This window comes from Salinispirillum sp. LH 10-3-1 (assembly GCF_030643825.1).
Classification (GTDB): Bacteria; Pseudomonadota; Gammaproteobacteria; order Pseudomonadales; family Natronospirillaceae; genus Salinispirillum.
Map to the genome: position 1 here is coordinate 3140395 of NZ_CP101717.1, position 25805 is coordinate 3166199.

Annotated in this window: 20 protein-coding genes; 18 read left to right on the forward strand and 2 right to left on the reverse strand. The window is 53.8% G+C overall.

Features of this window, described 5'->3' with window-relative positions:
- Positions 1-37: 37 nt before the first annotated feature.
- Complete coding sequence (locus NFC81_RS14480) at positions 38-2449, forward strand: PBP1A family penicillin-binding protein (protein WP_304995185.1); 2412 nt, start codon at positions 38-40, stop codon at positions 2447-2449.
- Positions 2450-2510: 61 nt separating this feature from the next.
- On the opposite strand, the gene NFC81_RS14485 is transcribed toward NFC81_RS14480, so the two are convergent.
- Positions 2511-3752, reverse strand: coding sequence for a malic enzyme-like NAD(P)-binding protein (locus tag NFC81_RS14485; protein WP_304995186.1), 1242 nt, complete (start codon positions 3750-3752; stop codon positions 2511-2513).
- Between the two features lie 617 nt (positions 3753-4369).
- On the opposite strand from NFC81_RS14485, the gene NFC81_RS14490 reads away from it, so the two are divergent.
- From NFC81_RS14490 to NFC81_RS14505, 4 genes are all read left to right on the forward strand, one after another.
- The gene (locus NFC81_RS14490; RefSeq protein ID WP_304995187.1) at positions 4370-5473 is read left to right on the forward strand and encodes an ABC transporter ATP-binding protein; all 1104 of its coding nucleotides are present in this window, start codon (positions 4370-4372) and stop codon (positions 5471-5473) included.
- A gap of 101 nt (positions 5474-5574) precedes the next feature.
- Entirely contained in the window at positions 5575-6681 is a 1107-nt protein-coding gene (locus tag NFC81_RS14495) for an ABC transporter substrate-binding protein (protein ID WP_304995188.1), read from the forward strand.
- A 148-nt stretch (positions 6682-6829) separates the two neighbouring features.
- Positions 6830-8107, forward strand: a complete 1278-nt coding sequence (locus tag NFC81_RS14500; protein WP_304995189.1) for an ABC transporter permease — start codon at positions 6830-6832, stop codon at positions 8105-8107.
- Positions 8108-8119: 12 nt separating this feature from the next.
- Entirely contained in the window at positions 8120-8971 is an 852-nt protein-coding gene (locus tag NFC81_RS14505) for an ABC transporter permease (RefSeq protein ID WP_304995190.1), read from the forward strand.
- Between the two features lie 56 nt (positions 8972-9027).
- On the opposite strand, the gene rpmE is transcribed toward NFC81_RS14505, so the two are convergent.
- The gene (rpmE, locus tag NFC81_RS14510; protein WP_304995191.1) at positions 9028-9243 is read right to left on the reverse strand and encodes a 50S ribosomal protein L31; all 216 of its coding nucleotides are present in this window, start codon (positions 9241-9243) and stop codon (positions 9028-9030) included.
- A gap of 127 nt (positions 9244-9370) precedes the next feature.
- Here rpmE and NFC81_RS14515 point away from each other — a divergent pair, with 127 nt between their 5' ends.
- From NFC81_RS14515 to NFC81_RS14575, 13 genes are all read left to right on the forward strand, one after another.
- Positions 9371-11575, forward strand: a complete 2205-nt coding sequence (locus tag NFC81_RS14515; protein WP_304995192.1) for a primosomal protein N' — start codon at positions 9371-9373, stop codon at positions 11573-11575.
- A gap of 98 nt (positions 11576-11673) precedes the next feature.
- Positions 11674-12309, forward strand: coding sequence for an SPOR domain-containing protein (locus NFC81_RS14520; RefSeq protein ID WP_304995193.1), 636 nt, complete (start codon positions 11674-11676; stop codon positions 12307-12309).
- Between the two features lie 68 nt (positions 12310-12377).
- Positions 12378-12911, forward strand: coding sequence for an ATP-dependent protease subunit HslV (gene hslV / locus NFC81_RS14525; protein ID WP_304995194.1), 534 nt, complete (start codon positions 12378-12380; stop codon positions 12909-12911).
- Complete coding sequence (hslU, locus tag NFC81_RS14530; RefSeq protein WP_304995195.1) at positions 12911-14254, forward strand: ATP-dependent protease ATPase subunit HslU; 1344 nt, start codon at positions 12911-12913, stop codon at positions 14252-14254. The genes hslV and hslU overlap by 1 nt, the downstream gene beginning before the upstream one ends.
- Positions 14254-14595 (forward strand): DUF971 domain-containing protein, encoded by a 342-nt coding sequence (locus tag NFC81_RS14535; protein WP_304995196.1) that lies wholly within the window; start codon positions 14254-14256, stop codon positions 14593-14595. Before hslU ends, NFC81_RS14535 begins: the two co-directional genes overlap by 1 nt.
- A gap of 166 nt (positions 14596-14761) precedes the next feature.
- Positions 14762-15151 (forward strand): response regulator, encoded by a 390-nt coding sequence (locus NFC81_RS14540; RefSeq protein WP_304995197.1) that lies wholly within the window; start codon positions 14762-14764, stop codon positions 15149-15151.
- A complete protein-coding gene (locus tag NFC81_RS14545) occupies positions 15144-16796 on the forward strand; it encodes a diguanylate cyclase (protein WP_304995198.1) in 1653 nt (550 codons plus the stop codon). The genes NFC81_RS14540 and NFC81_RS14545 overlap by 8 nt, the downstream gene beginning before the upstream one ends.
- Before the next feature lie 26 nt (positions 16797-16822).
- A complete protein-coding gene (locus tag NFC81_RS14550) occupies positions 16823-19294 on the forward strand; it encodes an ATP-binding protein (RefSeq protein ID WP_304996991.1) in 2472 nt (823 codons plus the stop codon).
- Complete coding sequence (locus NFC81_RS14555; RefSeq protein ID WP_304995199.1) at positions 19291-22278, forward strand: response regulator; 2988 nt, start codon at positions 19291-19293, stop codon at positions 22276-22278. The genes NFC81_RS14550 and NFC81_RS14555 overlap by 4 nt, the downstream gene beginning before the upstream one ends.
- A gap of 167 nt (positions 22279-22445) precedes the next feature.
- A complete protein-coding gene (gene ubiE, locus NFC81_RS14560; protein ID WP_304995200.1) occupies positions 22446-23195 on the forward strand; it encodes a bifunctional demethylmenaquinone methyltransferase/2-methoxy-6-polyprenyl-1,4-benzoquinol methylase UbiE in 750 nt (249 codons plus the stop codon).
- Positions 23192-23803 carry an SCP2 sterol-binding domain-containing protein gene (locus tag NFC81_RS14565; protein WP_304995201.1) on the forward strand — a complete coding sequence of 204 codons (612 nt, stop codon included), beginning with the start codon at positions 23192-23194 and terminating at the stop codon, positions 23801-23803. The genes ubiE and NFC81_RS14565 overlap by 4 nt, the downstream gene beginning before the upstream one ends.
- Before the next feature lie 3 nt (positions 23804-23806).
- The gene (ubiB, locus tag NFC81_RS14570) at positions 23807-25405 is read left to right on the forward strand and encodes a ubiquinone biosynthesis regulatory protein kinase UbiB (protein ID WP_304995202.1); all 1599 of its coding nucleotides are present in this window, start codon (positions 23807-23809) and stop codon (positions 25403-25405) included.
- Positions 25406-25460: 55 nt separating this feature from the next.
- Positions 25461-25799 (forward strand): phosphoribosyl-ATP diphosphatase, encoded by a 339-nt coding sequence (locus NFC81_RS14575; protein ID WP_304995203.1) that lies wholly within the window; start codon positions 25461-25463, stop codon positions 25797-25799.
- Positions 25800-25805: the final 6 nt, after the last annotated feature.

Genomic DNA, 25805 nt, shown 5'->3' on the forward strand with positions numbered 1-25805 from the left:
TTGAGAAACTGTTAGCAAATTGCGGGCATCCTACGACATGAAGTGGCTGAAAAACACGTGGCACACACTCCTTTGGCTGGGCTTAACAGCCGTTTTCGGCTTTATTATGGTCTGTGCGGCAATTTACATTTATCTTGCACCTCCCATTCCACCGGTTGAAGTCCTCAAAGACGTCAAACTGCAAACACCACTAAGAATTTACAGTGCCGACAATCAACTGCTGGCTGAAATTGGCGAACAGCGCCGCACGCCCATCCAGTTTGATGAGATTCCAGAGCTCTACGTGAAAGCCTTGCTGGCCATAGAAGATCACCGATTTGAAACACACCCCGGGGTTGATCCACTGCGGTTCGGCAGTGCGGTACTCGATTTCGTGACTACCGGTGACTTAGGGGCCGGCGGCAGTACATTGACGCAGCAGGTAGCGCGCAGTTTCTTCCTGAATCGCGACAAAACCTTCACCCGTAAGTTCACCGAAATCATTCTCGCCTTTCGCATGGAGCAAGTGCTCACCAAGGCAGAAATTTTCGAGCTGTATTCTAATCAGATGTATCTGGGCCATCGTGCTTACGGCGCACAGGCTGCCGCGCAGGTCTACTACGGTCGAGACCTGAGCGAATTGACCCTGCCGCAGCTGGCCACCATCGCAGGTCTGCATCAGTTACCATCGGCGGCCAATCCCCTGTCCTTTCCGCAGCGCTCCTTGGCGCGGCGCAATGTGGTGTTGAGCCGCATGCATAGCCTGGGTTTCATTACCCGCGAGGCTTATGAAGACGCTCGCTCGGCGCCCATCACAGCACAACGCAGCACCAATCGCATGGCGATCAGCGCGCCCTACGTTGCCGAAATGGCGCGCCAGGAAATGGTTGCGTTATTCGGCGACGACGTGATCAATGAAGGCTATAAAGTGTACACCACGGTGCGCGCTGATTATCAGCAATGGGCCCACGATGCGGTCGTCGATGGTCTGCTCGATTACTCACAACGTCATGGCTATATTGGGCCGGAAGGCCAGCACGAACTGCCCGAAGATCACGCTCTCGTAGATACGGATCTCTATCAATCCATCGTGAACCGGTATGGTTTCTTCGGCGGCCTAGAGCCCGCATTGATCATTGATGTACATGACGACGGCGCGTTAGCTTGGGGCCGCTACAATGGCTACATTGAAATCCCACTGGAGCGCTTGGCGTGGGCTCGTGAACGCCGCACGATTGATACGTTCGGGCCACGCATCGAGCACCCAAGTGACGTCGTTGCGGTCGGTGACGTGGTGCGCCTCAAACGCGAAGGCGAGTCTGACTGGCGATTTACGCAGATTCCCCGCGCGCAAAGCGCTTTTGTGGTGCTCGATCCCAATGATGGCGCCATCGTGTCACTGGTCGGTGGTTTCGACTACTTCCTGAGCAGCTACAATCGTGTCACTCAAGCGGCTCGGCAGCCGGGATCGAACTTCAAACCCTTTGTCTACGCTGCCGCTTTGGATCGCGGCTACTCTGCGTCGACACTGATCAATGACGCCCCCTTTGTGGTGGAAGACTCCACACTGGAAGGTCTCTGGCGTCCGCGTAACTCGGGTGACCGCTACCTTGGCTACATTCCCATGCGCGAAGGCCTCTATCGCTCCATCAACGTCGCCAGCGTGCGTTTGCTGAACGACATTGGCGTCGGTTATGCCGCCAATTATGTGTCTCGCTTTGGCCTGAACCCAAGCAGCATTCAACGCAACCTTGGTATGGTGCTCGGCAACTCCACGCACACCCCCCTGGAAATTGCGCGAGGCTACAGCGTCTTTGCCAATGGCGGTTACCTGGTTAATCCTTACTTGATTGACCGCGTAGAGGACGCCAACGGCAACATCGTGTACGAATCACCCCGCGTGCGCGTATGCGCCGAATGCGAGCCCGGCACCCCAGGCGTGGCGGAGCGCGTGATCTCGCCGCAAACGCATTTCATCATGACACACATGATGCGCGACACCATTCAACGGGGAACGGCTACCGCCGCGCGCTCGTTGAACCGTTCAGACATTGGTGGCAAAACAGGCACCACTAACAACGCGGTAGACGCGTGGTTCTCTGGCTTTAGCCCGCACTTAACCGGTGTGAGCTGGATGGGCTTCGACAACTCGACAACGCTGGGCTTCAATGAATTTGGTGGTCGTGCCGCCTTGCCGGTTTGGATGAACTTTATGAGCAAGGCACTGGCCGACAAACCCGTAGCCGTCTGGCCGCAACCGCAAGGCATTGTCCAAGCCCGCATCGACCCCACCACGGGCCGCCTAGCCCCGCCAGGGAGCAGCAACGCGGTATTCGAGATTTTTCAAGCGGATCGAGTACCCACAGAAGCCAGCCAACCGAGCTCACCAAACATGCCCGGATTGTTCGGCGGCGGTGCGCCCGCCAATGGCTCTGACAGCAACAACGATGGCCTTGATCAGTTATTCTAGAAAGAGGCAGACGTAAAAAAAGCCGCTCAATGAGCGGCCTTTTTTTTACACCCAATCCAGCTTAGATCTTATACTTTGCTGGTAGTTCCGTACGAGCCACACCCGTCGCCACGGCGGCACGAGCTACCGCACCGGCTACCGCGTTCAGCAAACGCGCATCAATCGGCTTAGGAATGATGTACTCAGGGCCGAAATCCATACTCTTCACTCCATAAGCGTCGAGAATCTCCTGCGGCACCGGCAACTTCGCCAAATCACGAATCGCATGCGCAGCGGCCAATTTCATTTCTTCGTTGATGGCGGACGCACGCACGTCCAACGCACCGCGGAAAATAAACGGGAAGCCCAATACGTTGTTCACCTGATTCGGGTAATCCGAACGGCCGGTTGCCATGATCACGTCAGGGCGGGCCGCCTTAGCCACTTCTGGTTTAATTTCCGGATCCGGGTTTGAACAAGCAAACACGATCGGCTGCGAAGCCATGCGCGCCAAGAGATCGGGCGACAGCAAATCAGGGCCAGACAGACCCAAGAAGATGTCGGCACCTTCGAGCGCGTCGGCTAACGTGCGACGATCGGTATCAACAGCAAATTCTTGCTTGTATTCATTCAAGTCAGTACGACCTGAATGGATAACACCCGAGCGATCCAGCATCAGAATGTTTTCTGGCTTCATGCCCGCGGACTTCAACAAACGACTGCATGAGATGGCTGCAGCACCAGCACCCAGACACACCATTCGCGCGTCTTCAATGGCTTTGCCTTTGATCTCCAGTGCGTTCAGCATACCAGCGACCGTTACGATAGCAGTGCCGTGCTGGTCGTCGTGAAACACAGGAATATCGCACGACTCAATCAAGCGACGCTCAATCTCAAAGCACTCAGGCGCCTTGATGTCTTCCAAGTTGATGCCACCGAAAGTGTTGGCAATGTTCTCGACAGTCTTAACAAAATCGTCAACGTCCGTCGTATCCACTTCAACGTCAATGGAGTCAATGTTGGCAAAACGCTTGAACAACAACGCCTTACCTTCCATAACGGGCTTGCTGGCCAGAGCCCCCAGATTACCCAAGCCCAAAATGGCCGTGCCGTTAGAAATCACCCCGACCAAATTACCCTTCATGGTGTAGGTGTACGCCAGCTCGGGATTCTCGGCGATGGCGCGTACCGGCTCAGCAACGCCTGGGCTGTAGGCCAGTGATAGGTCCCGCTGCGTCTCAGCAGGCGTAGAAATCTCAATACTCAATTTACCGGGGCGAGGCTCGGCGTGGTAGCGCAATGCTTCTTGTTTGAAATCTGACATAGCTCTCTTTCCAATTGACAGTTCGCTTCACCGACTGCATTCAGCGGTGAAATTGTTATGTAGGCTGACGAGTTGACTTAGCGTAACAGAAAATCTTTTGCTTTATCACCGAGAATTGCGACATACACCTTGTCGATTAGCTCCGTGTTTAGCGGTGCTAACCCCCATACAGTCAAACTATTGACAGCAACAAGCCACACCGTTTGACGGCACAGTATTCACTGGAATTGGCCCATAAGCGGGCAATTCGAGGGGATTTCCCACTTTCGTTACAAAAATTGGCTAAAACGTTAATTTTTTGACTAAAAAGTTATCTTTTTTCCCGAAAACTTGCACTTCGCCGTCAAAGGCTCTAAGTTTTTAACAGGCGTCTGTTGTCGAGTCCGTGAAAAAGACCGATTGACGCCATGACTCTTGCGTTAACTGGCTGACTCTTGGCAATGGCTTTCGCAGCCCTTTGCCTTCAAATAATTAAATCACAGTCTAAGCGCCTTGCTCGAGTGCCCTCATGTCGCCTGGAATTGGGAATGTATACCTGTGTGTGCAGAAACCAAACCCGTTATGGCAGGACGTATCAGACCATTCAACACGGAATAGACCGTGAAGGAGGCGTCAAATTGGACAATGACAATCAGAACGATGTGTTCGTCGCGTTTGAACGCGTGCAAAAAAGCTACGATGGCGAACAACTTGTGGTCAAAGACCTCAATCTCGATATCGCCAAAGGCGAATTTCTCACCATGCTCGGACCCTCTGGCTCCGGCAAAACCACCTGCCTAATGATGCTCGCCGGTTTTGAAACCGCCACCTTCGGCGACATCAAACTCGACGGCCAAGCCATCAACAACATTCCACCCCACAAACGGGGCATTGGCATGGTCTTTCAGAACTACGCCCTGTTCCCCCATATGACCATTGGCGAGAATCTCGCGTTCCCACTGGAAGTTCGGGGTATGGGTAAGTCTGAGCGCGATGAGAAAGTCAAAAACGCCCTCGCCATGGTGCAGATGGAAGATTTCGCCGGGCGGCGTCCGGCCCAGCTGTCAGGCGGTCAACAGCAACGCGTTGCATTGGCCCGCGCCCTTGTGTTTGAACCCGAGCTGGTGCTCATGGACGAACCCCTGGGCGCACTGGACAAGAACCTGCGCGAACAGATGCAGTATGAAATAAAGCATATTCATGAGCGCTTGGGCGTCACCGTGGTTTACGTAACCCACGACCAAACCGAAGCTCTCACCATGTCGGATCGTATCGCGGTGTTCAATGACGGTAAGATCCAACAGCTTGCCCCTCCGGCGGATCTCTACGAGCGCCCCGACAATGCCTTTGTCGCCGCCTTTATTGGCGAGAACAACCGCCTGCAAGGCACCGTCGAACAGGTCGACGGTGAGCTGGTACGGGTCAAACTGGACGATGGCTCCACCGTCACTGCCCTGAACGTCTGTGCGGACGCCGTCGGTGGCAAAACCACCCTGTCATTGCGCCCCGAGCGCGCCCTAGTGGTCCGTGACACCAAGGCCACCATGGACAACGTCTTCGACGCTAAAGTCGAAGAGTTGATTTATCTTGGCGACCATATTCGCTCGCGCCTCAGCGTTTGTGGCCGCAACGACTTCATTATGAAGGTGCCCAACTCTTCCGACCACCACGCCATGTCTGTCGGGCAGACGTTACGCGTGGGTTGGTCTGCGCAGGACTGCCGTGCACTCGACGCCTCTTGAGGCGGTGACGGCATACAACGTTACCTTGGGGTATTTATTCCGAGGGCGATAAAAAAGGACGCAGGTTCGTGTCCGTATAATTTAGCAACGAGGAGAACACCATGAAAAAACCATCGTTTAAGGTCATCGGGGTCAGCAGTGCCATTGCCATGCTGACGGCAGGTGTAGTAATGGCGAATGATCCCGTGCGACTGACTGTCGTTTCCTGGGGTGGCGCTTACACACAAAGCCAAGTGCGTGCTTACCATGAACCGTACATGGCGGCTAACCCTCACGTACAAATCATTAATGATGACGGCTCCGCCAATGCCTTAGCGGGCCTCCGTGCGCAAAGCCAAGCTGGCAACGTCACTTGGGATTTGGTTGATATGCTGCCCTCCGATGCGCAGTTGGCCTGTGATGAAGGCATCATCATGCCGATCGATCACGATGCCGTACTAGCACCCGCTCCCGACGGCACACCAGCCAGCCAAGACTTCCTGCCAGGCAGCTTGGGCGAGTGTTTTATCCCACAAATCGTGTATTCGACCGTGGTGACCTACAACACCGAAATGTTCCCGGCCGATGCGCAGCCGAATTCTATTGACGACTTCTTCAACCTTGATGAGTTCCCTGGCCGCCGAGCCATTCAGAACCGTCCGGCTGGCAATCTGGAATGGGCGCTATTTGCTGACGGCGTCGATCCCGCTGACATTTATGATGTACTGGAAACGCCTGAAGGGGTTGATCGTGCTTTTGCCAAGCTGGACACCATTAAGGATCAACTGATCTTCTGGACCGAAGGCGCCCAATCGCCGCAGTTGTTGGCTGACCAAGAAGTATCGTTCTCGACCGGTTACAACGGCCGTATCTTTGACGCTGCGGAAGTTGAAGGCCAGCCCTTCGAAATCATCTGGGACGGTCAAATCGTCGAATGGGATGGTTGGGTTGTACCTTACGGTGACAACGTAGAGGCGGTTATGGACTACCTCTATTGGGCCACAGACTCACAGCGTCTGGCTGATCAGGCGAAGTACATTTCCTACGGCCCAGCGCGTGCCTCCTCCGCACCTCTGGTGGGTGAACACGCTGACCTGGGTATCGACATGAACCAACACATGCCGGGCAACCCAGACAACTTCTTCTCACCTATCGTTCTGGATAACGACTTCTGGACCGATTATGGCGATGAGTTGCGTGAGCGCTTTGCAAACTGGATGCTTCAATAAGCACTATTAAATAGTGCCAAGGGAGCTTCTACATCCGGCACAGGCTGCCGATGCTAGGCGCTCCTTTTTTACCCCCTATTTCGGTCTATCGCAGACAACAATCATGATGTGCGATAGACCCGTAAACCATTGTACGAGGACTGAGGTAATGACGACTGGAGTTCAAGACGTCGCAGAAACGGACGCACAGGGTGGCATGATCACTGCCGACGGCAAACCGTTGAAAGCTAGCCTGCAGCGCGCGGAACGGCGCCGTAAGATCATTGCCTTTCTTTTCGTCGCGCCCCTCCTGACTTACTTGATGATCAGCTTCATCGTCCCTATTGGGCAAATGATGTTTCGTAGTGTCGAGAACCCACACATCATTTCGATCCTGCCTAAAACATTGGCCGCGTTGGATGAATGGGACGGTCAAGGCCTCCCAGATGAGCCAGTATACGCCGCCTTGGCCGAAGAACTGGCTGCCGCGCAAGAAGATCGCCGAGTAGGCCCACTGGCCGTCCGCCTAAATTATGAAATCAGCGCAGCACGCGGCGCCCTGACCCGCACTGCACGCCAAGCGGGCAATATGGAAGCGCCATTCAAAGAACAATTTTTAGACGCACACCGACTGTGGGGCAGCCCGGAAATATTTCGCATCATTAAGCGTGAAGGTCGCCCGCTGACGGCATCCTATTATGTCTCAGCACTAGACCGTACGTACGATGAAAACAACAACATCGTGCGTCAACCAGAGAACCGACGCATCTATGTCGACCTCTATATGCGCACACTGGGCATGAGTCTGGGCATTACCTTCATTACATTACTGCTTGGATTTCCGATCTCTTTCTTGATGGCCAGCCTCCCCATGCGCCACGCCAATCTGTTGATGATCCTGGTCTTGCTGCCGTTCTGGACGTCTCTGCTGGTGCGCACCACCTCGTGGATCGTTCTCCTGCAACAACAAGGCGTAATCAACAGTCTGTTAGTGGGCGCAGGATTCATTGGTGATGACGGCCGCTTAAGCCTGATGCACAACATGACCGGCACTATGATTGCGATGACCCATATCCTTTTGCCATTTATGGTATTGCCGCTGTACAGCGTAATGAAGACCATTCCGCCCGCATACGTGCGCGCGGCACGCAGCTTGGGCGCTACGCCGTGGACTGCATTCTGGCGCGTCTATGTACCGCAAACACTGCCGGGCATTGGCGCGGGTGCGGTGCTGGTGTTCATTATTTCGATTGGTTACTACATCACGCCCGCCTTGGTTGGTGGCCAATCCGGTCAGATGATTTCAAACCTGATCGCTTACCACATGCAGACCTCTCTAAACTGGGGACTGGCCGCTGCATTAGGCACGATTCTTTTGGTCGGTGTGTTGATACTGTATTGGGCATACAACCGCTTGGTTGGTGCTGAAAATCTGAAGCTGGGTTAAGGAGACAGAGTCATGGCATTACCTTCATACGCCGGCCCGTTGGAACGTGTTTGGTATTACGCTTTTCGCGTGATCTGTGGGCTTATTTTCTTTTTTCTGATCGCTCCCATCCTCATCATGGTGCCGCTGAGCTTTAATGCGCAGCCCTATTTTACCTTCACCACCGAGATGCTGACGCTAAATCCGGAAGGCTTTTCCCTGCGCTGGTATGAAGACTTATTTACCTCTAGCCAATGGATGACGTCGATTCGTAACTCAATCATGATCGGCATTGCATCGACGATCGTCGCTACAGTTCTGGGCACCTTGGCGGCGCTCGGCTTATCGCGCTCTGAAATGCCATTCAAGGGTCTAATTATGGGTTTACTGATTTCGCCCATGATCGTGCCCTTGATCATATCGGCTGCGGGTATGTTCTTCTTCTATTCCAGTGTCGGCTTAGCCAATACCTTTCCGGGCGTTATTCTGGCGCACGCTGCACTGGGGACGCCCTTTGTGGTGATCACCGTCACAGCTACCCTAACGGGCTTTGATCATTCGCTGACGCGCGCGTCGGCCAGCCTCGGGGCCGGGCCGGGCCGAACGTTCTTCAAAATACAGATGCCGCTGATCCTGCCGGGTGTGATTTCCGGCGCGCTGTTTGCGTTCATTACATCGTTTGATGAAATCGTCATCGTGCTGTTCTTGGCGGGGGTTGAGCAACGGACGATCCCACGGGAAATGTGGTCGGGTATTCGCGAGCAGATCAGCCCCACCATTTTGGCCGTAGCCAGTATCTTGGTTGCGTTCTCCATCGCCTTGCTGACGACCGTCGAGCTGCTGCGCCGGCGTTCGGAGCGCATGCGCGGGCTCAGCCCGGGCTAACGGGCATAAAAAAAGCCCCAGCAGGGGCTTTTTTAACAACCAAAATAAGCCAAAGCTTACTTGCTGATTGTACGGTTACCAAAGCGCTTGTTAAAGCGATCAACCCGGCCACCGGCGTCAATCATCTTCTGCTTACCGGTATAGAACGGGTGGCATGCAGAGCATACGTCCAGGTTCATTTCACCGCCACGCACTGAACGCGTAGTGATCACGTTGCCGCAAGAACATTTTGCAACCAGTTCTTTGTAGGCTGGGTGGATACCTTCTTTCATGGGAAAACCTCGTCTAGGTCGTGCCGCCACTTGCTCTCTGTCGCAAGCACCGCACATGAGTTTTAAAAAGCCGCTTTGAACTCACCTGCCACTTCGGGCACAATCAGTCCACAATTCGGGGCGGTGAATGTTACCAGATTTCTCACAAAGCACAAGACAGGAAGCGGATAAGCCAGACAGCACCTACGCTGTAGCGGTTTTTACGCCTCTACACCAAAGCTTCAGCTACCTTGGGCCCGCCCACTTACAGCCTGGCATGCGCGTACGCGTCCCCTTTGGGCATCGCGCCAGCACTGGTGTGATTCTTGATGGCGCTGAAAGCCCTCCCGACATTACGCTAAAATCCATTGAAGCCATACCCGATGTCGAGCCTTTACTGCCCCCTGCACTGGTGCAGTTGGGCCATTGGCTCAGCGACTACTATCATGCGCCGATCGGCGATTGCTTCGAGCTCTTACTCCCTGCGCTGGCCCGTTCGGGCGATGAATTACCTGCACCGAAACTGCGCCAACAACTGGTATTAACCGCCAACGGCCGAGCGGTGAGCATTGACCAACTCAAGGGCTCCAAACGACAGACGCTGATCAGCACTCTGCAACAACAAGGTAGCCTGCCTACTACTGAACTGAAAGCGCTAGGCGTCACTCTTTCTACCGCTCGCTCGCTGGAACGTGATGGCCTTTTGACCGTGGAAAGCGTTGCCACACCGCTGCCACCAACACCTTCTGCCAGCACCCTGACCCTGTCACCGGCACAGCAGACCCTGCTTGACACCTTGGTGCAGTTACCTGCCGGCGCACCACCCCAGTTATTACTGGGTGCCACCGGCAGCGGCAAAACGGAAATCTACATTGAGTGGTGTCGTGCGGTACTGGCGCAAGGCAAACAGTGTTTAATTCTCTTGCCCGAAATTGGCTTAACCCCACAGATGGTCAGTCGTTTCAGCGCCCGCTTGGGCTTCAATGTCGCGCAACTGCACAGTGGCATGTCTGACTTGGCACGCTTGCGCGTCTGGCAGGGGCTACGCAACGGTGAGATCACCTTAGTACTAGGCACCCGCTCAGCCGTGCTCGCGCCCTTTGCTGATTTAGGTTTGATCATCGTCGATGAAGAACACGACAGCTCTTATAAGCAACAGGACGGCGTACGGTACCATGCGCGCGACGTAGCGATCTGGCGCGCCCATCAACAAGACTGCCCCATTCTGCTGGGCAGCGCCACACCCAGTTTGGAAAGTCTCGCCAACGCTGCGCGCGGTCGCTATGTGCAGCACGACTTAGCCCGACGCGCCGAACAGGGTGAAGTGGCCCGTAGTCTCATCGACATTACCCGTCACGCCACCGTCGCAGGCTTGAGTGCGCCGTTGGCGGAGCGCATCAGTGCGCACCTTGAGCAAGGCCAGCAGGTTATGCTATTCCTGAACCGGCGCGGCATTGCACCGAGCATGATCTGCACTTCTTGCGGGACCATTCAACAATGTCCCAATTGTTCGGCCTACGTGACCTATCACCAGAAACCCGCGCGCTTGTTGTGTCACCATTGTGGCTGGTCACATCGTCCGCCATACCCCTGCGAGTCCTGCGGTTCCACGACGCTGGAACCACTGGGCGTCGGCACCGCTGGGCTGGAAGAACAACTGCGCGAGCACTGGCCAAACGCCGCACTGTGGCGCATTGACCGCGACACCATTAAGAACCGTGATGACTGGGCAGCGCTCAACAGCGAGATTCACAGCGGCAAGCCCGGTATATTACTTGGCACACAGATGCTGGCGAAAGGCCACGACTACCCCAACGTGACTCTGACCGCTATTCTGGACGCTGACAGTGGCCTGTTCAGTGCCGATTTTCGGGCGTTTGAACGCACTGCACAACTGCTAACACAAGTGTCCGGGCGTGCCGGGCGGCGCAGCGCGCGCGCCGAGGTGTTGGTACAAACACGCCTGCCCGTCCACCCTTTACTGAACCAATTCCTCTCCCAAGACTACGCCACCATGGCCAAGCACTTGTTACGCGACCGGCAGCGCGCGGGCATGCCGCCGTTCAGCTTTCTGGCCACGGTGCGGGCCGACCACCCAAAAGAAGAGAATGCGGCACAGTTTCTCGACGACTTGATACAAGCGCTGCACCTCGATACATCGGTGATAGGCATCGGCCCCATGCCGGCTTTAATGAGTAAACGTGCGGGACAATACCGACAGCTCTGGTTATTGCGTGCATCATCTCGTCCAGCGCTGCGTGGTTTATTGCATACAATTGTCCGACACCTGTCATCCACACGAGTGCCTGCTGGCATTCGCTGGGGTATAGACGTTGATCCACAGGATTTCTGACGACCGGATTTTCAAACCAGAGCCCTTACAATACGTCGGCAAAAACCGGATAATGCCTCGCAGCAAAACCTGCTTTAAACCTATGGAGATCAGACTCAGTGGCCCGAGATTACGCCCAGAAAAAACGCGCCCCCAGAGCCGCCCCGCGCTCTGAAGTACCACGTTGGGTCTGGATATTCACCACCACGGTTGCCCTGTGTTTCGCCGGCTTTCTTTATCTGCTGAGTCAACAGCCAGCGGGCGAGCCTTTGCGCTTAGAACTGCCGACATTATCGAGCGGCACGGCCTCCACAACCCCCAGCACCGCACCTCGCCCTGAGCCTACGCGCCCAGCCCCCGCACCGGCGCCTAGTCGCCAAGAGCAACTGGAATTTTACACGTTGCTGCAACAGACCGATGTACTGGTGCCCGACAGTGACCTCGTCCTTCGCGAACGGCCTGCGCCCGGCACGCCGACAGCACCTGGTACGGAAACGGCCCCGTTAGCGCAATATATGGTGCAGGTCGCCTCTTTCTCTCGCCGCACGGATGCCGATGCCTTGCGCGCCCAATTGATTTTGGAAGGGCTCACCAGTGCTCATATCACGCAAGCAGACCTGGGTGATCGCGGCGTGTTCCATCGTGTCATGATCGGACCGGTCAGTGGCAGCCGTGAAGCCGCAGGTGTTGCTAACACGTTGGAGCGTATGGGACTGCAAGGCTTGGTACGAAACCACACTGTTCCTAACCCGTAAACGAGGCTTGAAATCACATGAACCAGTCCCATTAAGATGGCTATTGTAGGCCAATAATGGGAGTGGTCATGACCACCATAGTTTCAGTACGTAAAGCCGGCCAAGTGGTTGTAGGCGGTGACGGACAAGTCAGCCTGGGCAACACCGTGATGAAGGGTAACGCGCGCAAAGTACGCCGCCTTTACCATGACAAAGTGATTGCCGGTTTTGCGGGCAGTACCGCCGATGCCTTTACACTGTTTGAGAAATTCGAAGGCCATCTGCAACAACATTCTGGCCACCTCACCCGCGCCGCAGTCGAACTCGCCAAAGAATGGCGCAGTGACCGCGCCTTGCGCCGCCTCGAAGCCATGCTGATCGTCGCCGACCGCGACACCTCACTGATCATTTCCGGTAACGGCGACGTAGTTGAACCTGAACACGGCATCATTGCCATTGGCTCCGGAGGCAACTATGCCCTCGCCGCTGCCCGTGCCCTGTTTGACAATAGCGAACTCAAAGCGCGCGACATTGCCGAAAAAGCACTGAACATCGCCGCCGATATTTGCGTATTCACCAATCATTCTCTGGTGCTGGAAAGCATCGAGCAGGGAGAAGCCTGATGACCCAGATGACCCCACGCGAGATCGTATCTGAACTCGACAAACACATTATTGGCCAAGACGACGCTAAACGCGCCGTTGCCATTGCCTTACGTAATCGCTGGCGCCGCATGCAACTTGAAGACCAGATGCGCGACGAGATCTCACCGAAGAACATTCTGATGATCGGCCCGACCGGCGTCGGCAAAACCGAAATTGCCCGCCGCCTCGCGCGCCTTGCCAACGCACCCTTTGTGAAAGTAGAAGCGACCAAATTCACCGAAGTGGGCTATGTGGGCCGCGACGTTGAATCCATCGTGCGCGATCTTGTGGAAATGGGCATAAAAATGTTCCGCGAACAGGCCACCAAAAAAGTGCAGCATCGCGCTGAAGACGCCGCCGAAGACCGTATCCTGGATGCTTTAATTCCACCGGCGCGCAGCAGCCAGAGCAACGAAGACGCCACCTCGGACGGCAAAGACTCAACCGCTCGGCAGGTGTTCCGAAAAAAACTGCGCCAAGGCGAGCTCGACGATAAAGAAATCGAGATCGAACTGGCACAGCCGAGCATGGGCATGGAGATCATGGCCCCGCCGGGCATGGAGGAAATGACCAGCCAGTTGCAGAGCATGTTCAGCAACCTGTCACAGCAGAAGAAGCACACGCGAAAAGTTAAGATTCGCGACGCTATGAAGCAGTTGATCGACGAAGAAGCCGCCAAACTGGTGAACGAAGACGACATCAAAGCCGACGCGCTGTATCAGGTCGAGCACAACGGCATCGTGTTCATCGATGAAATCGACAAGATCGCCAAGAACGAAAACCGTGGCGGAGGCGATGTATCCCGTGAAGGCGTGCAGCGTGACCTGTTACCATTGATCGAAGGCAGCACCGTGAGCACCAAATACGGCATGGTGCGCACCGATCACATTCTGTTCATCGCCAGCGGTGCCTTCCACTTCTCCAAGCCATCGGATCTGATTCCCGAACTGCAAGGCCGCTTGCCCATTCGCGTGGAACTGCAAGCGCTGAAAGTGGAAGATTTCGAACGCATTCTGACTGGCCCGGACTTCTGCCTGACCGAACAGTACAAAGCCTTGATGAAGGCCGAGGGGCTGGACATTGAGTTCACCGCAGATGGCGTGGCCAAAATTGCCGAAATCGCCTTTCAAGTGAATGAACGCACCGAAAACATTGGTGCCCGTCGCCTGCACACATTATTAGAACGCTTGCTGGAAACCGTCTCGTTCGACGCCACCGATATGGCGGGCCGAGGTGAATCGGTGCACATCAACGCCGAGTACGTCAGCGCGCAACTCAGTGGCTTGGTCGAAAACGAAGACCTCAGCCGGTTTATTCTGTAATGAGTAACCCGGCCCCCACCGCCATTCAGCTCCATAAGCAGTCCGCTACCCTTGAGGTAGCTTTTGCGGATGGTGTACAGGGTGTTTTACCAGCGGAATTCCTGCGCGTGCATTCCCCGTCAGCGGAAGTACAGGGCCACGGCAAACCCATCTTGCAAGTGGGTAAGCAAAATGTGCGCATCACGCACATTGAAGCCGTGGGTAACTACGCGCTGAAAATTGTGTTCGACGATGGCCACGACAGTGGCCTCTATTCATGGGCGCTGCTACACCGGTTTGTGCGCGAGCAAGAAATCTTATGGGCACGCTACCAAGCTGAACTTGAGCAGAACGATCGATAGAACACCGACAGTACCAAACCATGTACTGTCGTATAGTAATTTTGTTCACACAGATTCCTTGCAACTTTCTCCCTCTCTAAACTATTGTTAGCTTTATCTTAACTACTCAAAGATCTCGCATACTGAGCGAGGTACTCACTGTCGACAATCCAAATGAGAACGGCAAATGGATCATCTGCAACGCGTGCTCTACGTCGAAGACGATACAGATATTCGGGAAATCGCTACTCTAGCATTGCAAGATGTCGGCGGTTTAACCGTCAAGGTCTGTGAATCTGGTGAAAAAGCGTTGCGAGAGATTGACGAATTTGCTCCCCAGCTGGTGTTGCTCGATGTCATGATGCCAGGACTAAACGGTCCTGAAACGCTGAAGGCACTCATTCAACAAGGGTCTGTCGACACTTCAATCCCCATAGCATTCATGACAGCCAAAGTGCATCCAGATGAGCTAAAAAGGTATCATGAGATGGGGGTATTGAATGTCATCGCGAAACCGTTTGACCCGATGACGCTGGCGGATGAGGTACGAGCTATTTGGCAAGCACATCATGACTGATTCGCGATCCCCTTATGATTTTGCGGATCGTCTAGAAGCGCTTCGCGTGGCTTATCGCAAGCGCTTAGATTCCGAACTCAACGAACTGGATAAACTCGTAGCGCAGCACAGAGCAAATCCTAACAGCAACTTGCTGGAATTACAGTCGCACCTGCACAAGCTCGCAGGCTCTGCGGGTACCTTTGGTTATGACCAGCTTGGGCGTCTTGCCCGTCAATACGAACAGTGTATATCCGAGTTGCACTCAGACCCCACCGAGGAAAACATTCCACCCCCAGACACCTCTGATTGGCTTACTCATTTACACTCTGCCCTCAAAGACGATGACAATCGCACCGTGACTCCTAGTGTATCGATTAAACGCAAGAAGCAGCTCGCCGATGAGCCGCACATTGTGCTGGTAGAGCGTGACTCAATTTTGGCAGAGTACACGGCACAACAACTTGAAAGTTTCGGTTTTCATGTGACATGCATTCATGATGCTGATGAACTAGGCCAGCTCAATGGGGAACCACCCGACTTGCTATTGGTTGATCACCGGGCCAGCGAATCGCAAGAGATCAAAACGAACGCCGCTGCATTTTGGCAGCAGCGCTTGGCGTACTTTAAATGCCCTGTATTTTTTACTGGAGCAGAAGAAAGCTTTCAGGCCAGACTGAACGCATTGCGCAGCCGTGGTAGTGGATATTTCGTTAAACCTTTAAATATCATAGAACTGACCACGCAAATCGTACAACTGCTCGCCACAAAAGACGCTGAAGCAGAACGCGTCATGATCGTGGACAGCGATTCGGCTTCCGCTGTCGCCTCTCGCAAGGCACTAGAGCAAGTTGGCATGCATGTTTTTGTCTTAAACAAACCCGCAGAAATACTCAGTGCAGTCAGCAGTTTCAATCCAGAACTGATAGTGATGAATCTAAACCTTGGTGATATTACAGGTACTGAACTGAGCGCACTCCTGGGACAAATGGAACGTTGGGCAAACACGCCCGTTATTTATCTTGCGGCAGAAACGAATTCAACGTTACGCCAACAGGCGATCCTATCCAGCAATTGTACCTTGATAGAAAAGCCGGTCGATGACGCACTTCTCGTTGGCGTGTGTCGAACACGCGTACAAAGGTCTCGCCAATTAGAGGCCTCTCGAAATCAAGACGGCCTCACCGGACTATTGAAGCACGCCAGCATAAAAGACGCCCTTCAGACCCACTGGGAGCATGTTCAACGCCACCCGAACACCTACTTCAGCGTCGTCATGCTGGACATTGATCATTTCAAGCGGGTCAATGATACCTATGGCCACGCAGTAGGCGATGTTGTTATTGCCGCCGTTGGCACATTGCTTCGGCAACGCTTTCGCCGGGTAGATAAATTGGGACGCTATGGCGGAGAAGAGTTCACGCTTGTCCTCGTGGACTGCGTATCCAGTGATGCCTTGCGGATGGTTGAAGAATTACGTGAAGCATTCGCCAGTATTCAGTTCACTGCCAATGGTGCCGAGTTTTCCTGCACGCTTTCAGCGGGCATTGTTGACAACGAGACTTTCCCGAGCGACCCACCACAAGTACTTTTAGAGCGCGCAGACAAAGCTCTGTACACAGCTAAACACAATGGACGAAATCAAGTCAGCCTAGCCCAAGAATAAGGCGCGTACAGATTGAGGTCGATGTGATGAAGATACCAGGTACACCAAACGATGAAGCCGAGCGCCAATGTGCGCTGGATAATACTGGCCTAATTGCCAGCGGTGCTGATCCCCGTTTCGACCGCATCACGCGCATGGTCAGTGCAGTGTTCTCCGTGCCTATCACACTGGTGTCATTAATTGATCGAGACCGGCAATGGTTTAAGTCACGCCACGGGCTAGACGCTGAAGAAACACCCCGGGAGATTTCATTCTGCGGGCACGCGATATTGAATGAAACACCCTTGATCGTCAGTGATGCACTGCAAGACCCGCGCTTTAAGGATAATCCCCTGGTCACCGGTATGCCCAACATCCGCTTCTATGCCGGAGCCCCCATCAGCACCAAGAGCGGTCATCGTATTGGCACCCTTTGCCTGATCGACAACCAGCCCCGGGACTTGACCGAGGCAGAGGTTTCCACGCTGGTTGATTTTGCCGCCACGGTTGAAGCATTAATTCATGTCGATGAGGCCAACCATGAACAGGCTGAGCTCATGGAACTGCAATTCATCTCCAATCGAGATGCCTTACAGCTATTGAACAGCATTGCTTTTGCTTCATTCGACACGCTAGATAGCAAGGTCAACAATGCATTGCACCTAGCGCGGGAATACCTGCAAATGGATGTAGCGATAGTCAGCCAAATTGAAGGGAATACTTACACGGCAGCTTGGATAGATGGCGGCCCTGATAGAGCCCTTGAACCGGGACAGCAGTTTGCATTGCAGGATACATGGTGCCAGCTTTTGTTTTCGGAGCACACTGACTCCCAAATATCGGAGCTGTTCATCAGTAACATGCAGCACGAAGGGCTACATTCACACACTTGCTATCAGAAAAATCCTGTAGAAGCCTATGCCAGCGTAATTCTGGAGGTTGAGGGCCGGCGCTTTGGAAGCTTAAACTTTTCATCGACTACCGCACGTTTACAGCCGTTTGATGACGGTGAACAGGCCCTAATACGCTTGCTCGGTCGCTGGCTTTCAACCACACTTGGCTCGAGCTTGAGTAATGAGCGTGTGAAGAAACTTATGGCACAACTACCGGGTGTCACCTACCAGTTTCGTCGCTTTCCCGACGGCAAAATGACCTTTCCTTTTAGCTCGCCACAGATAGAAGTGCTTTATGGCTTAACACCGAGTCAAGCAGCACTGGATGCCAGCCCTGCCTTCGCACGTATTCATCCTGACGATCTCGACACTGTCAGTGCTTCCATTGAGCAATCGGCCAGTTCTTTAGAATACTGGAATGCCACTTACCGCGTAAGCGATCGCCAAGGCCATTTTCGCTGGATTTCGGGAAACGCCCGGCCGGAGCGGCTTATCGATGGCAGCATTCTCTGGCACGGCTATTTGCAAGACATCCATGAACATGAACAAGCGCGGCGCGGCTTAAAACGCAATGAGGCCCGGTTGCGCGGCCTTTTCGAGCTTTCCCCTATAGGTATAGCGCTGAACGACTATGAAACCGGTGCATTTCTGGATGGTAACCCAGCCCTTCTAAAGCCAACCGGGTATTCGAAAGAGGAGTTCATAGCACTGAGTTATTGGGATCTGACGCCTCAGGAATATCAACCGCAAGAAGAAGACGCGTTACAAAGTCTGCAAACCACTGGGCGCTACGGCCCGTTCGAGAAAGAATATATTCGAAAAGATGGGATTCGCTACCCCGTCAGGCTGCAAGGGATCCTCAGCGAAGAAACCGATGGCCGTCGAGTCATCTGGTCTCTCATCGAGGACATCTCTGAACGCCGAAAGCTCGACCAAATGAAGGATCAATTTATTGCCACGGTCAGCCATGAGCTCCGCACACCACTCACATCCATTAAGGGATCACTGGGACTACTCGCCGGGGGAGCAATGGGTAAACTTCCCCCAAAGGCCACTGCTCTTTTGACCACGGCCGAGCGCAATGCACAGCGCCTGAACGCTTTAATCAACGACCTATTAGACATGGAAAAACTGGTCGCTGGCAAAATGCCTATGAACCTCACTATTCAACCGCTGGGCGATTTACTGGATGAATCGATAGATTCAATGCAGAACTACTTCGAACAACATCGGGTTAGTATTTCAACACCTCAACAATGGCCCGCCATGAACATCAATGTAGACGGACCAAGATTCATCCAAGCTCTAACAAACTTACTGTCGAATGCTGCTAAATACTCTCCAGAGCAAGGACATATTGAAATAGCAGTGAGAGCCATTGGCATGCAAACAGAGATAGCCGTGCGAGACCATGGACCTGGCGTTCCGGTGGAGTTTCGCCACCAGCTTTTTAAGCGGTTTTCCCAAGCCGATAGCTCTGATTCACGTAAACTACCGGGCACAGGGCTGGGCTTGGCAATTACTCAGGAAATCGCCCATCAAATGGGGGGATTCGTTAATTATCGCGACGCTAAAGGTGGCGGCAGTGAATTTTATATCGTACTCCCAACTGAGAACAACCAATGAACCAGCTTTCGCTTAAAGTCCGGGTTATTATTCTCATCACTATCACTGCCGCGATTCTGGCCACCAGCATGCTGTTGACGGTTTACCAGTTGATGGTTTCAGACTACGAAGCCTTGGTGTCTGAACGAGAACAAGCGAAGATTGAACGCTTGGTGGCCGAATTAGGATTAACGCAACAACAGCGCTTACTCAGCCTTGAGGCCTTTACTGCACGAGTCCTCGATGACAATGGCGCGCTTTTGCCTCCGACGATACTACAAGAGCGACTGCAACGACCGTCTGTCGCTAGCGATCAGTTCCCCGATGGGTTACTCGTATTCGATGGATCCGCCACTGCCATTGCGGAACGTGATTTTGTACCTAATCGACTGGGGACAAATTATGCCGACAGAATGCACTTCCAACGTGCAGAGGGAAGTAAAAAACCGGTCATTTCTGAACCTATATTAGGTCGTGTGACTGGACTGCCCTTGCTGTCTTTTTTGCACCCCATAATCTCTTATGAAGGCAATATTATTGGTTACATTGGTGGCACACTGGACTTATCGAACACACCACTGATGCCCTCAATTCCCGACCTGGATAATGATCCCTATGTTACGACAATAGTCATTGATCCGCATAATCGGCTATTTGTTTCTGTGCAAGAACGTTTTACTGAACCCCAAAAGCTACCCGCCCAAGGTACAGATGCCTTAGTGGATGCAGCTGCAGAATTGAGACCTTCAGGCTCACTGATAGAGCATGAACAGCGCCGATATATTGTAGCCACGCAAGCGCTACCCGATTTGGGCTGGATTGTGTTGCGTGCTATTCCCTATGAAATGGCCATTGCTCCTGCCAAAGCAACGTACCGTCGATTCTTATACATCAGTCTTGCCGCACTCCTATCGGTAGCCTTAGCCGCCATTTGGGCAGCAAGTAGTCTTACACTACCGCTCACTCGCATGACAGATCGCCTAAATAACATGGCTAAGGATGCCCGCCTTGATAGCGATTTTGACGAACAGGGTGGCCCTGAAATAGCATCCCTCGCACGCGCGATGAATCGTTTAGCGCAAGAAAGGAATTCAGCAGACGCTGCTGTTCGGGAAACAGAAGGTTTTCTGACCAGTGTACTCGAGGCCGCTACAGAGCTTTCCATCATAGCCACCGATTCCACAGGCATCATCACCGTATTCAACAAAGGCTCCGAAAACCTGCTGGGGTATTCAAAAGATGAGCTGGTACAGAAAAAAACGCCCGCTCTATTGCATCTCGAAAGTGAAGTCATTGCCCGCGCACAAGAACTGAGCGACGAACTCGGTGCGCCCATACAAGGGTTTCAAGTCTTTGTCGCAAAGGCGGAACGTGAAGGCTTGGAAAACCGAGAGTGGACTTATGTCCACAAGTCTGGCCGACATATTACAGTTTCGTTAACCGTAACAGTGGTCCGCGACGAAGCAGGCACCGTTAAAGGCTACCTCGGAATTGCACAAGACATTACCGCACGTAAGCGCATGGACCAAATGAAAAGCGAGTTCATTTCAACAGTAAGCCATGAACTGCGCACACCATTAACCTCTATTTCTGGCGCACTAGGCCTTATTGTGGGCGGCGGACTGGGGGAAGTACCCGACAAAGTGAATCACCTATTGAGCACCGCACATCGCAACAGTAAACGACTGGGGCATCTGATCAATGACCTTTTAGACATCGAGAAGATTGCTTCAGGGAAGCTGCACTTTGACATGCAACCTCAGCCGCTTACGCCATTGATTCTCCAAGCGATTGAGTCCAATGAAGCCTATGGCGCCCCGCGTGGCATCACCATCAATTTCTCCGACACAGACCTCGATCCTCACGTGCAAGTTGACGGACAGCGCCTGCTGCAAGTGCTGGCCAACCTATTATCCAACGCCATCAAGTTCTCACCTGATGACAGCGCAGTGAATGTGTTTTTGGAATCGACAGACAATGGCGTTGTGGTGAGCATCAAAGACCACGGGCCGGGCATTCCGATGAATTTTAGAAATAAAATCTTTCAGCGCTTCGCCCAGGCTGATGCGTCCGACACTCGTGCCAAAGATGGCACCGGCCTCGGCCTCGCCATTACACGCGAATTGATCGAACACATGGGCGGGCGCGTAGGTTTCGATTCCAAAGAGGGAGGTGGCGCTCGGTTCTTTTTTGAGTTACCACTGGCCAAACCACTGCACCGCGGCGATTCATTACCCGGCCTCGCCGACAACCAAGCTACAAGAGCACGTATTTTGGTCGTTGAAGATGACCCTGATGTCGCTCATTTATTAATGATCATGCTGAACGAGGCGGGATACGATTGCGACACTGCCTATAGTGGCAACGACGCCCTGCGCATGCTGGATGAGACCCGCTATGACTTAGTGAGTTTAGACTTGATGCTGCCTGACATCAGCGGGTTAGACATTATAGGGACACTGCGTAGGCAAACAGCCACCAGAGATCTCCCAATAGTGGTTGTTTCTGCAAAAGTCGAGCAAGGCAAACTGGCCATCGGTGGCGATGTGTCGCACCTTGACTGGCTAACAAAGCCGATCGATCAAAAACACCTGATTGAAGTAATCCAGCGACAACTTGAAGCGGCTAGAGCCCAACACCTTCGCGTACTCCATGTCGAAGATGATAAAGATTTACACAGTGTAATTTGTGCCATGGCGGGAGATCAATTTGACATACAACTCGCGCCGACGCTAGATGAGGCTCGGCACCAAGTACAGGACCAACACTTTGATGTCATCTTGTTGGACATCGGACTCCCCGACGGTTCGGGCTGGGACCTGTTACCGGATATTCGAATCGCTCAACCTGATGCCAAGGTCGTGATCCTGTCCGGAGCGGATTTGTCTGCCCAAGATAGGGAAAACGTTGAAGCCGTCTTGCTTAAGTCAAGGTTAACACCCGAAGCTCTTGTCGATGGTATCAGCGTGCGTATTCAATGGTACCGCTCACATCGTGAAGAGTAATAGGACACCCTTTTCCGATAAGAACTATGGTTGCTAATGGCTATGAAGAAAAAGTTCGCCTGACCTTCATACTTTCGGCATGTAACCGCATTAATAGTCCCTTGAGGCATCACCCTACCGGCAGGTACAATGCGGATTCTTTTTTATTCGCATGCGGAACTCACGCCATGGCCGACCACGACACTACCCACTTTGGCTTTCAAACGGTCAATAAAGACGAGAAAGTGAAAAAAGTAGCGGAGGTGTTTCACTCCGTGGCGGCGCGTTATGACGTCATGAACGATCTCATGTCGTTCGGCATCCACCGGGTATGGAAGATGTTCACCATCGAACTCAGTGGCGTGCGCACCGGTTCAAAAGTACTCGACATCGCAGGCGGCACGGGTGATCTCGCCGGAAAGTTCGCCCAGCGTGTGGGGCCTGAAGGTGAAGTGGTGCTGGCCGACATTAACGAATCCATGTTGCGTGTGGGCCGTGACAAGCTGACCGACCGAGGCCTGGGGCATCGGGTGAAATACGTGCAGGCCAACGCTGAATGCCTGCCATTTCCTGACAACTATTTCGACGCCATCACCATCGCCTTTGGTCTGCGCAACGTCACCGACAAAGACGCCGCGCTGGCCTCGATGCATCGCATCCTGAAGCCGGGTGGCAAACTGCTGGTGTTAGAGTTTTCGAAACCTCAATCGACTTTGCTGTCCAAAGCCTATGATCTCTATTCCTTTCGTGCCTTGCCATTGATGGGTAAGCTCGTTGCTAATGATGCCGACAGCTATCAGTATCTGGCAGAGTCGATTCGCATGCACCCGGATCAAGATACTTTAAAGGGCATGATGCTGAACGCCGGGTTCACCACCGTGAAATACCACAATATGACCGGTGGCATCGTTGCTCTGCACGTAGGCAATAAAGCATGACGCCAGCGGTGTCAGCCCTGCTACCCGTGGTCAACAGCACGCTACACAAAGCGCTCGACTACGCGCCCGCCGCGCGTGCCCGTATCCGCAGTATTGGCCCGGCCTGCTGGCGGCTGCACATCGTTGACTTAGGTATCGACCTCGACTTGCTCACCGACGATGATCGTTTACGTGTCGACCAACCGGATGATGCTGTGCCAGACGCCGACATACGTGGTCGCAGCAAAGACTTCGTGACCCTGCTGCGCGCTGAAGACAAAACCGCTGCCCTCGCTAGCCTTCCGATCCGTGTGGAAGGCAACACCAGCAGCTTTATGCAACTGCAAAGCCTGCTGAGCCATCTTGATATCGACACCGATGCTTGGTTGGAAGATTTGTTCGGTGACTTGGCAGCCCATCAGTTAGGCAGTCTTGGGCGCGCCATCGGCGCTCAGGCTCGTGCCAGCGCGGCTAGCTTGCAACACGCCACTGAACGCTATCTGATTCGCGAAAAAGCCCTGCTCGTTACCCGCGCTGAAGCCGATGCATTCGGCCAAGAACTGCACCAACTGCGCCTCGGTCTCGACCGACTTGCCGCACGTGTGCGCCAGCTGAAACAAGGAGAATAGGCCATGTATTGGTTACGCATTTGGCGCATTGGTTGGCTGATTCTACGTTTTCGTTTGGATACCTTGATCCCCTGGTCATCGCTCCCATGGTATCTACGTTGGTTGGCCGTGGGCGCGTTCTTTTTGCCCAATCCGAAAACCCCAGGCCCCGTGCGGTTGCGGCTGTTTTTCGAGGCCTTGGGGCCGGTGTTCATTAAATTCGGGCAGATTTTGTCGACCCGACGCGACCTCTACCCCAGCGAATACGCCGACGAGCTGGCTCGCCTGCAGGACAACGTACCACCGTTTCCGGGTGATGAAGCGGTGAAGGTAGTCGAATCTGCCCTGGGTGACCGCATCGGCAATCTGTTTAAAGAATTTGACACCACACCGCTGGCTTCGGCGTCCATCGCCCAAGTACATCCGGCGACATTGATCGATGGCCGCGCGGCGGTGGTGAAGATCATCCGCCCCAACATTCACAAGGTCATCCGCAAAGACCTAGCCTGGATGAACGCCTTGGCTCGGTTATTGGCGGGCATCCCCGAAGCCAGCCGTTTACGGCCGGTTGAAGTGGTGCAGGATTTCGAGCAGACCATATTGGACGAACTCGATCTGGTGCGCGAAGCCGCCAACACCACACAATTGCGCGATAACTTTGTCGACTCTGATTTGCTGTATGTACCCGAAGTGTATTGGGACTATAGCCACCGTAACGTGCTGGTCATGGAACGCATATACGGTGTGTCGATCGACGAGACCGAAACACTGAAAGCCGCTGGCACGGACATGAAGAAGCTCGCCGAGCGCGGCGTGGAAATTTTCTTCACGCAGGTGTTCCGCGACTCGTTCTTTCACGCCGATATGCACCCCGGTAATGTGTTCGTCGACATTACCGATCCGAGTGCGCCGCGCTACATCGGTATCGACTGTGGCATCGTGGGCACCATGGCGGAAGAAGATCAACACTACTTGGCGATGAACCTGTTGGCGTTTTTTAACCGCAATTATCATCAGGTTGCACGTTTACACGTCGAGTCAGGTTGGGTACCAGCCGACACGCCGATTCATCAATTTGAGCAGGCGATTCGCGCCGTTTGCGAGCCCATTTTTGCCCGCCCATTGAAGGAAATATCCTTCGGCCTGCTGCTGATTCGCTTGTTTCAGGTGGCTCGTCGTTTCGATATGGAAGTGCAACCACAACTGGTGCTGCTGCAAAAGACCTTGCTGAACATCGAAGGCTTGGGGCGCCAGCTTTACCCCGACTTAGACCTGTGGCAAACCGCGAAGCCCTATATGGAAAAGTGGCTGAAGGACCGCATTGGCCTGAAGCGTACCTTCAGTGCCCTGTATGAACAGCTGCCCTTTCTGCTGGAGCAAGCGCCTGAATGGCCCTACCATATCCAGCAAATGGTCAAGCAACTGGGCAAGGCACCGCCCGCGGCTCAGGTACAGATAGTGCAGACCAACAGCCGCACGCTGCCCGGTTTGATCATGACGTTAAGCGGTGTAGGCCTTGCGGTGTACGCCGACCAAGTCAGTCACGACCTGCTGTTGTACTCCGGTCTAGGGATTGCGCTGGTCGCCGGGCTCATTACACTGAAGCGCAGCGGCCGACAATAGCTGCGTGCGGTTAATTTTTTAAAGACGGGGCACACCCTGTCAGCAGGACAAGCTCATGAACACACCACAAAACACCTTTCTCGCCTTAGAACGCATACTGCAAGAACGCAAAAGCGCCGACCCCGACAGTTCCTACGTCGCACAGCTGTATGCCAAGGGCTTAAATAAGATTTTGGAAAAGGTCGGTGAGGAAGCCACCGAGGTCATTTTAGCGGCCAAAGACATGCAGCCCGACAACACACAGGAACTGGTCGCAGAAACCGCCGATTTGTGGTTCCATACACTGGTTATGCTGGCGCAACGGGATGTACCCGTGCAAGCCGTTTTTGACGAACTGGAACGACGCTTTGGTCTGTCCGGTCTGGAAGAAAAAGCGCAACGTTCGGCTCAATAACGCCGC